A 13,754-nucleotide genomic window follows, 5' to 3' on the forward strand; every position below is an offset into this window, starting at 1 on the left:
GGCGAGATGAAAGTATTGATCGTTGAAGACGAACACAAGGTCGTGGACTACCTGCGCGCCGGGCTGACCGAGCAAGGCTGGGTGGTCGATGTCGCGCTCGATGGCGAGGAAGGCATGCATCTGGCGCTGGAATTCGACTACGACGTGATCGTGCTCGACGTCATGCTGCCCAAGCGCGACGGCTTTGCCGTGCTCGGCGCGCTGCGCGAGCGCAAGTCCACGCCCGTCATCATGCTCACGGCCCGCGATCACGTAAACGACCGCGTGCGCGGCCTTCGCGAAGGTGCGGACGACTATCTGACCAAGCCCTTCTCGTTCATCGAGCTGGTGGAGCGCCTGCACGCCCTCGCCCGTCGCACGCGAGTGCAGGAATCAACGCTGGTCTCGGTCGGCGACCTCTACGTCGACCTGATCGGTCGCCGCGCCACGCGCGATGGCCAGCGGCTCGATCTGACGGCCAAGGAATTCCAGTTGCTGTCGGTGCTCGCGCGCCGGCAAGGCGACATCCTGTCGAAGACGGCCATCACCGAACTCGTCTGGGACGTCAATTTCGACAGCCACACGAACGTGGTCGAGACCGCGATCAAGCGATTGCGTGCCAAGCTCGACGGGCCGTTCCAGTCCAAGTTGCTGCACACCGTGCGTGGCATGGGCTACGTGCTGGAGGTCCGCGAGGCCTGAGTGCCGCGCGTCGTTGCCATGTCATTGTCATCGTGAGCCATTCGATCTCCCGCCGCCTCGCCGCCATGTTCGCGATCGTGGCACTGTCGGTGTTCGCCATGGTCGGGGCCGGCCTCTTCCTGATGCTGCGCATCCAGTTGGAGCGGCATCTGCGCGAATCGCTCGACGATCGGGCCCAGATCGCCCACATCATCGTCTATCACGGCGCCACGCCGCAGAAGTGGCAGATCGTGCGCGAAAAGCTCAGCGACATGACGCCGCGCGACGGTGCCACGACCTATGCGGTGACGAGCGACGACCCGAATTACACGTTCGGCAAGCCCTTGACCGGCATGTTCGTCAAACGCCTGGCCAACGGCTACGTTCGGTTACGCCCCGATGGCGGGGGCGACGACATGCTGAGCACGCGCGAGATCCTGCCGCCCTATGGCACGCGTCCGGCCGTCACCCTGCAGGTGGCCGCCAGCTACTCGCGCAACGAGCGCACGTTGCGCGCCTTCGGCCTGGGACTCGCGGTGCTCTCCGCGCTAGGCTGCCTGAGCGTGCTGCTGCTCAGCTATTGCGCGACACGACTGGGTCTGGCGCCGCTCACACGCCTGACGCGCGAAGCGTCCGAGATCCGCCCTGACAACCGTTCGCAACGGCTCGACACGCGTTCATTGCCCGTCGAACTCGACGATCTGGCACATTCTTTCAACGGCGCCCTGGCGCGACTCGATAGCGCGTACGAACGCCTGGAATCGTTCAATGCCGACGTTGCGCATGAACTGCGTACGCCAGTGACGATTCTGATCGGGCAGACGGAAGTGGCGCTTACGCGAGAGCGACCGGTCGAGGATTTGCGAGCGTTGCTGCAATCGAATCTGGAAGAGCTGGGGCGCATGCGCACGATCATCAACGACATGCTGTTCCTCTCGCGTGCCGATCAGGGCGAACGGGCCACGGGGCTGAGCACGGCGTCGCTCGCGAGCGAGGCGGCGCACACCCTGGAGTTTCTGGAGATTTTGCTGGAAGAGGCACAGGTCACGGCCCGCTTGCAAGGGAGCGCCGTCGCTCAAGTGAACAAGGCGCTGTTCGGTCGGGCGTTGGCCAACTTGGTGATGAACGCCATCGAGCATTGCGCCCCGGGCGCGAACATTGATGTTCACCTGCGTATCCAGGCCGATGACGCCCGCACCGTGTGCATCGATGTCGTGAATCCCGGCCCGTCGATTTCGCCCGATGTGCTGCGGCACCTGTTCGACCGCTTCTACCGGGCGGAGGCGTCGCGCACCAACAGCCGCGAGAATCATGGCCTGGGGCTGGCCATCGTCAAGGCGATTGCCGACATGCATGGCGGCACGGTCTGGGCCCATAGCGCCAACGGTCTCAATACGTTCGGGTTCTCGGTGCGCGCCGACGCGGCGACCGGCGGGGATACAGACGCGGAGGCATCGAAGCGCGGTCACGGCCGAAACCTCCAGCCCGTCGGTCAAGGCACCGTTTGATCGGCGCCTCCGGCGCGCTGCCCTAGTCTCGCCCCACGCTCACCCCACGCTCACCTTGGCACGGCGCCGTCGTTCGGCGCGCTTGTGAGCGAGACGGTGAGAACGGTATCCTTGCCCCATGAACCGTCGCATTCTCATTGCTCCCGAAGACGTCGAACTCACTGCCATGCGCGCCCAGGGCGCCGGCGGCCAAAACGTCAATAAAGTCTCCAGCGCCATCCATCTGCGCTTCGACGTGATGCGTTCGTCCTTGCCCGACGATGTCAAATCGCGTTTGCTCTCCCGGCTCGACCAGCGCATCACTCAGGACGGCGTGATCGTCATCAAGGCACAGCAGCATCGCTCGCAGGAACTCAACCGGGCCGATGCCCTTGCGCGTCTGCAGGCGCTGGTCGATGCGGCAGCCGTAGCGCCGCGTCGGCGGGTTCCGACCCGGCCCACGCTCGGCAGTCAAGTCCGCCGACGAGACGCCAAACAAGGTCGCGCCCGCGTCAAGGCAACGCGTGGCAAGGTTCATGCGGGTCGCGAGGATTGATGATAACAATAACAATCTTTTAACAATAAAAGATCATCATTATTAGCTTTCATGGAAATTCTCTTGAGAAAATGCTAAGATAAAGCATCTTTTCCATGCAAAAGCACATCATGATGAGCTTCATTGCACCGCTGATCGCGGCACGCAAGGCAGCCGGCCTGACGCAGGCGGAACTCGCCGATCAGGCGGGGTTGTCACGCATGACCGTACAAAAAGTGGAGTCTGGCGCGTTCGATCCGCGCCTGTCGACCGTGCTTGAGGCCGCGCGCGCCCTCGGCCTCGAACCGATGCTGGTACCGGCGGGTCTGCGACAGGAGGTCGAAGCCTTTCTTCGCTCCGGCGGCAAATACCTCGCGCAACCCAGCGGCATCGCCGCCCCGCCCTCCATCGTCGAGACGCTTGCCGGCTAACCAGCCATGGGATCACGCCACTGCTCATGAACATCAAATACCTGCGCGCGTACCTGCACATGCCCGATGGAACACGCCGCCCCATCGGCTATCTGTCGCAGTACGGTGACATCCTGCGCATGTCGTTCGATGAAGACTACATCGCCGACGCCCAGCGGCCGGCGCTCTCCCTGGCCTACCGCGGCGCCAACGAGACGGCCACGCGAGCCATTCTCGCGTCGCCCCACGATGCGCGTCTCGTGCGCACCGACGGCCGTTGGCCGATGTATTTCGAGAACCTGCTGCCCGAGGGCCATAACCGCGAACGGCTCGCCGCCGAGCGCCGCTGCAGCCCCGACGACGAGTTCGAACTGCTCGCCGCCGCCGGACACGACCTGATGGGGGCACTCGAGGTCGAGCCCGTGCCCTTGCGCGAGGGCGTGCCCGACATCGTGCATCGCTGGCACACGGCGCTTGGTCTGGAAATGGTGGAACCCGGTTTCGTTGATACGCCGGTGGAAGACGCCGCATCGCTACCCGGCGTGGTGACCAAGTTCTCAGCCGTTCGCGATGGACGGCGCTACGTCGTCAAGCGCCAGGGGCGCGCGGGCTCGGTCATTCTGAAGTTGCCGACGACGCGCCACCCGGATCTCGTCGAGAATGAATTCACCGGCTACCGACTGTGCGAGGCGCTCGGCCTCGATTGCGCCAAAGCCGAAATCATCTCGCGACGCGATGCCGACTTGCCCGAGCAGGTACCGTTCGAACATATCCTCGCCGTGCCGCGCTTCGACCGGCTGCCCGACGGACGGCGCGTGCATATGGAGGAATTCGCGCAGGTGTTGCAATATCCACCACGCAGCAAGTACGGGCGCGGGCTGGACATCGACTACACGACGATGCTGCGGGTGCTGGATCAGCTATCCGCGCAACCGGTGCGCGACGTACGCGAGTTCTTGCGTCGTCTGATCGCCTTTATCCTGCTAGGCAATACCGACGCCCACCTCAAGAACTGGGCATTGATCTACCCCGACGCCCATACGCCGCAGTTGGCGCCGGTGTATGACCCGGTGTGCGTCGCCGCCTTTTTTCACGACGTGCCGGCATCGCATTATGGCGTGAACCGGGCGATCGACAAGACGTTGCGGGCATTCGACTGGGCTGCCCTCGACGCGCTGCTCAAGGGCGCTGGGCTGCTTCGCGTGAGCCGCCTGAGCGCCATCGCGCGGGAGACCGTCCGAGACGCTCAGGCCCAATGGCCGGCACTGCTCGCGGACGCCCCGGCCGCCGTGCGCGCCACCGTGCTCGAACGCCTGAACGGCGGCGTGGCGCTCACGACCTGAGACCGCAGCGACCTTAGCGGGCACCCGTCGGCTTACCGCGCCTTTCGACGAGCGTCGTGGCGCGCCCAGAGGAACATCAACATGCCGGCGCACGACAGCAAGACACCGACCCACCCGGTCGACGTCCAGCCGTAACCTGCGGAAATTGCCACACCACCGAGCCATGCACCGGCGGCATTGGCCATGTTGAACGCCGAATGGTTGAGCGCCGCCGCAAGTGTCTGCGCCTCACCAGCCACATCCATCAGGCGAATTTGCAACGCCGGGCCGATGATGATGATCGTGCCGATGCCAAGCACGTTGACACCGGCCAACCAGGGACTCGATGCCGTGAAGGTGAAGGCGCCCAGGAGCAGCGCCGACCAGATCAGCGTGCCGCCGATGGCGCGCATGAGCGACGCGGCCGCGACCAGGCGCGGCCCGACGACGGTACCCGCGACCATGCCGACACCGAACAATGCCAGGTAGAACGGCACCCACGCTTCCGCAACGCCAGCGACTTGCATGAGCGTCGGCTTGATGTAGCTGAACACCGCGAACATGCCCCCGAAGCCGATCGCGCCGATGCCCAACGTGAGCCACACCTGGGCGTTACGCAACGCGCTCAGCTCGCGCATCGGACTCGCGCCGTGAGGGGCCGGCACATTCGGTACCCAGCGCCAGACCATCACCGCTGTCAACGCGCCGATGAGGCCGACAAGGACGAACGCAGCACGCCAGCCGAGCCACTGCCCGAGACCGGCGGCCAGGGGCACACCAAAGAGCGTGGCGAGCGTCAGCCCCAGCATGATCTGCCCCACCGCGTGCACACGACGATGTGGCGGAACGAGCGATGCCCCGACCAACGCGGCGACACCGAAGTAAGTGCCGTGCGGCAGGCCGCTGAGAAAACGCAACACGATCAGCGCGAGGTAACTCGGCGCGAGAGCGCTGGCCAGATTGCCGATGGCGAACATCGCCATGAGCGCGATCAGGAACGCACGGCGCGGCTGGCGCACTCCCAGCACGGCGAGCAGCGGTGCGCCGATCACGACGCCCAGTGCATACGTGCTGATCGCATGACCGGCTTGTGGAATGGTGATGTTCAGGCCTTGGGCGACGTCGGGCAACAGCCCCATGATGACGAATTCGCCGGTACCGATGCCGAAGCCGCCCATGGCAAGCGCCACGAACGAGAGCCAGACGGGAATGGACGACGGAGGCAACGCTTCGGCCGCCTGGGCGGGCAGGATTTGGGGGGCACTCATTGGGATTGGGTCATGACAGCCAGTCCGGGACTGGCGAGGTTGTCGGCAACGACAAGCGAACGATATCGGGCGCGGCAGGCGGTGGATGTCCAACCTGGCGCGCGTCGCCGCCGACCCATAAAGGAGGCCGATTCTACGCCAACGCGACAAATTCTGCAGACAGCACGCCGCGACGCCGCTGCCCGGAGCAGGCGATCACTGGTGACGTGTTTTCGCGCGCCACTGACCGGATCCTTCGTCCTTTTCGTAGGTCTTCTTCACTGCGGCCCAAGCCACTTTGTGTGCCGTTGCTTCACGCGATTCATGACCGCGCCGCTCGCCGGGATCCCGGTATTCTTCCCAGGCGGCATTGAACGCCTTGAGGTAAATCTCTTCGCGTGCGCGGGCAAGTGATCCTTGACGCTTGCCGGCAGCTCCTCGGTCTGACGATAAGGCATGACTTTCCTCCGTTGGCGATCCGGCCCTGACGGACAGGAGTCGCTCCGTGTGCCGCCGCTGCCCGTCAAGTGGATCGCTCAAAGCAGACATATTTGCCCGGCGGCCGCAGCGGCGGCTCCTCAACCGGGGGATCCAGCGGTCTGTCGGGGGGAGGCGTCGGCGACGGCTCCTCCTCGTCGGGCGGCGTTTTCGGCGGCGGTGTCCCGGGCGGCTTGCCTGGGTCGTACGGCTCAGGCAGATGTGCGTACCGTCGTGGCGCTTTCGTCATCCAGCAAATCTCGGATTGACTCGACATGAGCAAGACCTCACCGGGCTTAATGCCAATAGGGGTCGACGGTGTAATACGTATGCACCTGTTCGGCCCATTGCATGTCAGCCATGCTTGGCCAATTATCCTTGTCGAAGCCTGGCGCCTTCTTGAGCGCTTCCTTGTCGATATCCAGAATGAAACGCTTGTTTCCGACGTCGAGCTGCAAGGCGTGCCAAGGAATGGCAAACAGCTTGTCGCCCATGCCGAGAAACCCGCCGAACGACAGCACCGCGTAGGCGACTGTGCCCCGTTGCACATCGAGCATGATGTGCTTGACCTTCCCAAGGCTTTCGCCCGCGCGGTTCACAACGTCTTCAGCATCGAGCGTGTCGGCGGCCATCACCGACGGGCCTGGCCCCTCGGGCAACTTGTGCGAATCGCCTACGATGCGGGCGCCTGACTGGGGCGTTTCGCCCCGACCGGTTTGCAGGGTCATGATCTTCTCCTTCTTCCAGTAATGTCGAGGCGCGCGGCACGCGCCGCCGACGGGGAGAGAATGCGGTTACTGTTGCGATTTCCGTTGCGGTTACTTGCCCATTACCTTGATGTCGTCCTTCACATCGACGACGCCTTCAACGCCCTTGACCGTGTCGACGACGAGGGTCTTCTGAGCGGATTGCGGCACTGAACCGGTCAGATGCACCACGCCATGACGCGTCGTGACGTGCACCTTGGTCGAAGGCACGTCCTTCTTGGCGAGCAATTCGGCCTTGACCTTGGCAGTGAGTGCCGAATCGTCAATCTTGCGGCCGGTATCGCTCATCACGCCGCTGGCGCCCGACTGATCGGCAATCTTGATGATGCCGCCCTGATCGAGGGCATGCGCGGCGATACCAGTCGTAGCAAGTGCACCGGCCATGACGAGTTTGAGTAGATTGGCTTGTTTCATGATTAACCTCCCGAAATTGAGTCGTCGCACCCATGGCATCGCTGCCTCGGGCGTCACCTCCGGCACGTTTGACGTGCCGCACCCCTGCGGCGACCGAGTCTTAGGTGATCCCTTCCCTGGCATTGAAATGCGGGGGAGTCTTTCGCTGCCTTCGGCACCCGGCAACCTTTTGCGTAAAGGGTTTGCCCGAATGTCCGCTTGCTCCATAAAGCGATGTCGCCCGAGTCAGATCTTGTGACCCTCCTGACTTTCTCCGGGACGGCTCATCGGCTGCGTGCGCCGCTCGTGCAATCGGTTGTCGACGCCGCTCACGCCGGGCACTTTCGAGACGATCGCCTGTACCTCATGTTGCATCCAGCGCTCCGGTACATCGCCGGTAAGCAGCGCCAGCCCCGAGGTCACCGTGACATCGATGTGCGAAATATCGAGGTCGGCCACGACGGCTAGCCGCCGACGAATGTCGTCTCGTATTGCCGCATCGCTCGACTGCTGCGCCTCATGCGGTTGCGCGGGTGTCGGACGCTCGCCTGCGGGCGTCGACGCGCCGGTTGTCTCGGCGTCACCGTCCTCGTGCGTCAACGCGTGCTCCTCGTCCGCCGTCCTTGGGCGGGATGTCCCATGCGGTACGGACGCAATCGGTGATGGGGGAATGCGCTTCGCCATGACAACCTCCTGTACGGCCGTCCGTGCTTTGGTGAATGGCACCCGACCTGTTGAAACCGATTGTAGAGAGCCCGTCTCGTTTGGCGAATCGGCGGAGTCCGAAAGATGTGTAGGCGGACACCGTCAAACGATGCAGCACCGAGGCCGCATTGAAATGCATTTCATTAATTTTTATTATAATCAATTACTTAAAACGCACATCTCATGTAATTTAGAGAAAAAAGTGGCGGCATTCGGACAATATCGCGTCCCAATTCCATCACTTCATCGGACGATTCCTGCGAAGCAGTCCTCCACCGGACCCTACGTCGACCGACGGCGTGCCGCGTTGCACGGCGCACCGATATCGAATGCGTGGCAACGCGAATTGGCATTGACCGGTATCAACAAGCGTTTCATTGGTCGACTTATGCTTGTTACGTGATTTTCCTGATCCGCAGCAGAACGCCATGCACAAACCCATCTTCATTACGCCCGGCGTTGTGGCTCATGGCATGAATGGTCACGCAACCCATCGCTTCCCACTGGACAAGGCCTTCCGTACGAGGCGAAATCGATCTGATAGCAGGACCTGCCACCACGTGACCATCGCGATGATGCTCCACAGGGTCAACGAACCACAGCCGTACGTCCGGTAAGGGGATGGATCATGAGAACCGTAAGCAGCCGTCGCTCAGTAACCAAGGCGCTTACGTATCGGAGCCTGGTCATGTGCCTCGACTTCGGGACGCTCTACCTGCTTACCGGCACCATTCACACCGCGGTCGGTTTCATGATCATCAGCAACATCTACACGTCCGTCGGTTACCTGGCTCACGAGCGTCTTTGGGCGCGTATCAAGTGGGGCATTGTTGAAACGTAGCGATGCGTTCGTTCGTCATGGCAGCGGTTGATCGACGCTTGTCTTGCCGACGAGCGGCCCGAGTGTCGGTCCGAGGGACTTCAGGAGCTGGACGGCCATCGCGCTGGTGTAGGTATAGTGTGTCGCGTAGGGCTCATGCACATAGGCGCTCAACACACCGTAGAAGCGGTTTCCGATCATGAACACGAATGTCGCCGTGCGGTTGACCTTGCGCGATTCGATGAGCTTGGCGCCGCGTGCATAGACGTTGAAACGCTGGTCGCCGGTGCCGGTCTTGCCGTAAACCTCGAGCGTGCGGCCCGAGCCTAGCGGCAGGCCGTCCGCGAGGCGCTTGCCCGTGCCGCCCGTCACGACGTCACGCAGCAGACCCCGGACGACGTCGACGATGGCGGGTGAAATCACGACCTGCCCCACGTCAAATGCGTGGGAAAAATGCGTCTCATATGGCGTGGCGGCCGCGAACGTGAGCGAACTCAGGCTTTCCTGTTGCACCTTTCGGCCGTCATTGGCGATGATGCCCATGAGTGTCGCAAGCGCGGCTGGCCGGTCACCCGCGGCGCCGATGGCGCACCCATAGGACGGCGTGATGCGCTTGAATGGATAGCCGAGCGAGCGCCACGCGCGCACGATGGGGGCGTACGCCTGAAGCTCGATCGTTTCCCGGATTCGGCGGTCTTGGGTGGCGTGAAAACGCGTCTTGAAGAGCCACGAGTACGATTCGAGACGCACGTCGCGGCTCGCGTCGCGCAAGTCGCTCTCGGTGGCTTGCGGATGGGCACGAAGGTAGGCGAGCAGCCAAAGCTCGACCGGATGCACGCGCGCAAGATAAGCGCGGTCGTTCAGGTCGAACTTGTCTGGTCCGTACTTTGCATATAGCCCCGCCATCTCTTCGGCGCTCATTGAGGCCGCCGGCGTGCCCTTCAGCGCCGCGCGCATCTGGCCCTCGAACCAGGCCGGCGAGCCGTCAGGCGCCACGCTACGCAGGGCTGCCGCGAGCCTGACGGGCGACTTTGGCATCCCCGCGACAAGCTTCGCCACCGCCTGGTCAGCCGCAAGCCCCGCATACCTTTTATTGAAGCGGTCGAGAAAGGTCAGGCTCTCTTCGTCGGCAAAGCGTGTCAGATACTGCTGCCGCAGCACCGGATCCGTGAGCCAGTGCGCCGACGGCCCCGCCTGCCTGACCATCTCGTAGTGGACAATGTCGCGCATGAGCCTCACGAATACGAGGTTGACCGAGCGCTGGAACGCTTCGTGCACGGTCAGGATGCGGCCATTGTCGGCGGGCTCGAAGTTCGAGAACGCCTGTTCGCCGCTGCCGGTGTGGAAGACTTCCCCGGGATTGGCCGAGTACTTGCGTTCGACGGCGGCCGCCAGCATCGCCGGCAACGAGTGGTCGGTCGTGTGCGCAAGATAGTTGAGCGCCCACGATGTCAGTGCGTCGAGCGCATCGGGCTTCACGCGCGCGAGTTCGGGGGGGGTGAGCGAAGCATAGTGTGCGTGGAGATCGGAGACGATCTGCAGATACAGGACGAGGGTGCGAAGCTTCGCGGTTGACCCGAGATTGAGGCGGGCACCCTGGTTGATGTCGAACGGCTCGTTCACGGTGTCGGTTTGCACGCGCAGCACATTCTCACCGCGGCGGCGCTCATAGAGCGAGAAGCTGAAGGCGATCTTCGCAGGATCGTCGCCGGGGCGAAGCATCTCGAAGCCATAGAGGCCGGCCTGCTGCGCGCCAGCCACCGTTTGTGCACGCGCAAGCTGCTTGCTGACAGCTTGCTCGAGCGCATCGGCGAGTGTCGAGCTGGCAGTGAGGTCGAGGCGATCGAGCGCGTAGGTATTTTTGAGGCCGAGTGTCTCGAGCAAATGCGCGCGCAATACCGAAATCGCCTTACGTTTGGCAAACGGGATTGCCTGCGCGGTAGCCAAACCGTGCCGTACCTGCAGGGGCTGACCGAGCGCGGCGTCGCGCAGCCGCGCCGAGATGACGTGGTTGTCGGCAAGCAGCCGCAGGTAACTGTTCGTCAGCGTCTCGAGCGCTGCATTGTTCCGTGTAAGGAAATACGACGGTGCGCGTTGCGCGATCAGGAGTGAGAGCACCTGCTTGAATGCGAGCGCTTCGTTGGTGAGTCCGCCGGTGACAGGCGCCCCGGTTTGACCTCGAGCGTCCGTGTCGAGCGCTGCGAGCAGATGGTTCGCCTCGTCGAAGTCGCGGCCGTACCAGGCCACGAGCCCGTCGCCAATGCCTTCGATCTCGCCGATGCCTGGCTGCGCACCAAGCGGCTCCGTATTCAGGTAGGCGACGACGATCCTGCGGCGTGCCGGGAGCGTCCGCTCACCGCCGAGATAGGCGCGCAACGCCGCCGAGACCATCTGCCGGAGCTTCTCGGACGGGTTGACGGTACGCCCCCCCGGCGAGTGACGATATTTCTCGATCTGGGTTGCGAGCGTGCTGCCGCCGGGCATTGCATGGTGATGGAGCACGTGTTTGAGTGCCAGATCAATGACGGCGAGCGAGAAGCGCTTCCAGTTGATCGCGGGATTGAGGTACGGTTCAGCAGCATCGAGCAGTGATCGGTCTTCGATGAAGGTCAGCGCATCGGCAACAACCGGTGGTACGGCGTCGAAATTGGCGTAGGTGCGCAACGGGTAGCGCGCCCCGTAAAGCGGCGCGCCGCTCGCGTCGAAGAGCCGAAGACCGGCTTGAGCCTTTTCCTCGTAGGGAACGAAGAGTCCCTGGTCTGCGATGCGGGCCATCGTGGCCGAGTCGCGCGCCTGAGCGGTGACGACGAAGCCACGTGCGGTGAGGCGAGCGGCAAACTCGGGTAGTCGCTCATAGCCCATGCGCAGGTCGTAGGGACCGCCGTGGGAAGGGAAGCGGATGGTGTCGCTCGGGCCTTGCGCAACCCTGAAGGAAACTTGGCGGTCAAGTGCCGCAAAGTACTTCGCCTGGAGGCGCGAAGTCTGCATCTCGCGTGCCACGAAATAGACCCCGATGGCGCACAGTGACGCGGCCGCAAGCAAGAGAAGCCATTTCAGACGTATGCCAAACGGCTTTGTCGCTACTGCGCGCAACGTCGAATTGGCGGGCGGGCGGTTCATGTCAGTTCCGGAGGACGCCCGCATGCAAGCATGCGTGGCGGTGGACGTCCAGCGTACCTAGTGTCGCGCTTGTGAATTCGCGCTTGTCAATAGTAGTTTAGTCACGCCCGATCGCCGATGCATTGGGGGAAGCCTGCATCGCCCCCGTTCGGCTCACGCAATGAAATCGGCGGCCATGTCGGCATCGGTGCGCGCCTCTAGCTGACCGTCACGACACGCCTTTCTGAACACCTCGTAGTCGCGTTCGATCTGGTCGGCGTAATCGGTCGCGTAATGGACCAACGCTTGCGCGAGCCGGTTGCCTTTGCCCACATACCCAACCAGCTCAGCCGCACAACCGCCCGCTTTGGCGTGCGCGCGCGCCAGCACCCATCCGCAAAGCCCGGCGTACTCACGGAAGCCGTCGGCGCGAAACAGCTCGAATTGCGCCGACACCTTCATGTCGCGCAGTTGACGTCCATACACGCTGCGCCCGAACGGGCCGCTGCCCCAGCCCAGAAAGGCGTCGGAGGCCGCCTGCATCAGTCGCTGCCCCTCCACGACGCGACGCCCGTCGTGCTTCGACGAGGCGCTTTTGAAGAAGCGCGAGACGACCGACTTCGACGCCTCCTTGAACTGCAGGAAGAGCGGTTGCTCGTGGGTATCCATCATCAGCAACACCAGACACCGGGTGCCGACGCTACCGACACCCACGACCTTGAACGCCAGATCCTCCTGCGTGTAGCTCGACAACATGAGCGCACGATCGGGCGAGAGCGAGTTCAGATAGCTCTTGTAGACGGGGGCGAACAGCGTGCGCCAATCGCCCAGGCCGAGCCAGTCGTCTTCCGTGCCGAACAGCGTGGTGGCGCCGTGCACATGGAAAATGCTCGGTGGTGCATCACGAATCTGCCAATGATCGCCCACCTGCTGGGCAAACTTGGGAAGCACGTTTTCATGCGTGCGCCCGGTGGCGCGCGCAATGCCGCGTTTCACGCCCTCGCGCACGCGCTCGCTTTGAGCGAGGTCGAGCATGCGCTCGAACGTCACCTGCTCATGCCATAACGCAATCGTCGGCATGTGGGCGTATTCATTCAGGCGCCGCGCGTACGTCTGTACCGCCGTGCGCACCATCTCGACGCCCAGCGTATCGCCGAAGCCGAATTGGCGGGCGGCCAGTACCAGGCTGGCGCACAAGCGCTTTAGATCCCACTCCCAAGGTCCAAGCGCGGTCTCGTCGAAATCGTTCAGATCGAAGATCAGGGTGCGCTCCGGTGTGGCAAAGCCGCCGAAGTTGGCCAGATGGCAATCGCCGCAGATCTGGAGCGTGAGACCGGTGTGCGGGGTACCCGCCAGATCGTGGGCCTGGACAATGGCGCTGCCCCGATAGAAAGCGAAGGGCGACGCGAGCATGCGTCCGTAGCGCAACGGCACGAGCGCATCGACGCGTCCCTCGCTGCTGGTTCGCAGCAGTTCCACAACGTCTCGGTCGACGTTACCGACATGCGCGTGGCTACCACGCGGTGTGGTGTCGCGCAGCTTGCGCCCGGCAGCAATGCGGGCTTCGAACGGCACGACGGGAACGGTGGGCGATGTTGCGACCGGAAACGCGGCGGAAGATGCGGCGGGGCTGGCCGTGGCCGAGCGCGAGGCAGACGACAATTTAGCGGGCATGACTGGCTCCCTGTTCGTGCAATGCCGCAACCATTCCACACACGCCACCGGCACGGGTGAGCGCGCCGCAAGCCGGCACTTTTCACGGTGCCAGCGGGGCATTTAACTATCAAAATTGACGCGGCGCGAGGAAATCCCGCGGAAATCAGGCAAAATTG

13 protein-coding genes are annotated in these 13,754 nt (G+C 63.3%); 6 read left to right on the forward strand and 7 right to left on the reverse strand.

Annotated features, from left to right (window positions below; translation table 11 throughout):
* Positions 1-6: 6 nt before the first annotated feature.
* The 5 genes from PanNE5_RS19200 to PanNE5_RS19220 all read left to right on the forward strand — a co-directional run bounded on the left by PanNE5_RS19200 (position 7) and on the right by PanNE5_RS19220 (position 4,435).
* Positions 7-681: a heavy metal response regulator transcription factor gene (locus PanNE5_RS19200; protein ID WP_017234359.1), complete on the forward strand. Its 675-nt coding sequence runs from the start codon at positions 7-9 to the stop codon at positions 679-681.
* A 32-nt stretch (positions 682-713) separates the two neighbouring features.
* Complete coding sequence (locus PanNE5_RS19205; protein WP_261938646.1) at positions 714-2,168, forward strand: heavy metal sensor histidine kinase; 1,455 nt, start codon at positions 714-716, stop codon at positions 2,166-2,168.
* A 118-nt stretch (positions 2,169-2,286) separates the two neighbouring features.
* The gene (gene arfB / locus PanNE5_RS19210) at positions 2,287-2,703 is read left to right on the forward strand and encodes an alternative ribosome rescue aminoacyl-tRNA hydrolase ArfB (RefSeq protein WP_017234357.1); all 417 of its coding nucleotides are present in this window, start codon (positions 2,287-2,289) and stop codon (positions 2,701-2,703) included.
* Positions 2,704-2,798: 95 nt separating this feature from the next.
* Complete coding sequence (locus PanNE5_RS19215; RefSeq protein ID WP_017234356.1) at positions 2,799-3,113, forward strand: helix-turn-helix transcriptional regulator; 315 nt, start codon at positions 2,799-2,801, stop codon at positions 3,111-3,113.
* A 26-nt stretch (positions 3,114-3,139) separates the two neighbouring features.
* Positions 3,140-4,435: a type II toxin-antitoxin system HipA family toxin gene (locus tag PanNE5_RS19220; protein ID WP_410007545.1), complete on the forward strand. Its 1,296-nt coding sequence runs from the start codon at positions 3,140-3,142 to the stop codon at positions 4,433-4,435.
* A gap of 32 nt (positions 4,436-4,467) precedes the next feature.
* Here PanNE5_RS19220 and PanNE5_RS19225 read toward each other — a convergent pair whose 3' ends face one another.
* From PanNE5_RS19225 to PanNE5_RS19245, 5 genes are all read right to left on the reverse strand, one after another.
* Complete coding sequence (locus PanNE5_RS19225; protein WP_410007546.1) at positions 4,468-5,682, reverse strand: MFS transporter; 1,215 nt, start codon at positions 5,680-5,682, stop codon at positions 4,468-4,470.
* Positions 5,683-5,877: 195 nt separating this feature from the next.
* The gene (locus tag PanNE5_RS19230) at positions 5,878-6,210 is read right to left on the reverse strand and encodes a ChaB family protein (RefSeq protein WP_261938647.1); all 333 of its coding nucleotides are present in this window, start codon (positions 6,208-6,210) and stop codon (positions 5,878-5,880) included.
* Between the two features lie 224 nt (positions 6,211-6,434).
* The gene (locus tag PanNE5_RS19235; protein WP_261938648.1) at positions 6,435-6,866 is read right to left on the reverse strand and encodes a PRC-barrel domain-containing protein; all 432 of its coding nucleotides are present in this window, start codon (positions 6,864-6,866) and stop codon (positions 6,435-6,437) included.
* 90 nt (positions 6,867-6,956) lie between these two features.
* Positions 6,957-7,319 carry a BON domain-containing protein gene (locus tag PanNE5_RS19240; protein WP_017234351.1) on the reverse strand — a complete coding sequence of 121 codons (363 nt, stop codon included), beginning with the start codon at positions 7,317-7,319 and terminating at the stop codon, positions 6,957-6,959.
* Positions 7,320-7,544: 225 nt separating this feature from the next.
* Positions 7,545-7,898, reverse strand: a complete 354-nt coding sequence (locus PanNE5_RS19245) for a BON domain-containing protein (RefSeq protein WP_017234350.1) — start codon at positions 7,896-7,898, stop codon at positions 7,545-7,547.
* A gap of 733 nt (positions 7,899-8,631) precedes the next feature.
* Between PanNE5_RS19245 and PanNE5_RS19250 the strand changes: the two genes are divergently transcribed.
* Positions 8,632-8,844: a DUF2061 domain-containing protein gene (locus PanNE5_RS19250; protein WP_083902323.1), complete on the forward strand. Its 213-nt coding sequence runs from the start codon at positions 8,632-8,634 to the stop codon at positions 8,842-8,844.
* 15 nt (positions 8,845-8,859) lie between these two features.
* Here PanNE5_RS19250 and PanNE5_RS19255 read toward each other — a convergent pair whose 3' ends face one another.
* Both PanNE5_RS19255 and PanNE5_RS19260 read right to left on the reverse strand, forming a co-directional pair.
* Positions 8,860-11,943 carry a transglycosylase domain-containing protein gene (locus PanNE5_RS19255; RefSeq protein ID WP_261938649.1) on the reverse strand — a complete coding sequence of 1,028 codons (3,084 nt, stop codon included), beginning with the start codon at positions 11,941-11,943 and terminating at the stop codon, positions 8,860-8,862.
* 153 nt (positions 11,944-12,096) lie between these two features.
* Positions 12,097-13,596, reverse strand: a complete 1,500-nt coding sequence (locus PanNE5_RS19260) for a DUF2252 domain-containing protein (RefSeq protein WP_261938650.1) — start codon at positions 13,594-13,596, stop codon at positions 12,097-12,099.
* Positions 13,597-13,754: the final 158 nt, after the last annotated feature.

It is taken from the genome of Pandoraea sp. NE5, assembly GCF_024363545.1.
In the GTDB taxonomy this organism is placed as follows: domain Bacteria; phylum Pseudomonadota; class Gammaproteobacteria; order Burkholderiales; family Burkholderiaceae; genus Pandoraea; species Pandoraea cepalis.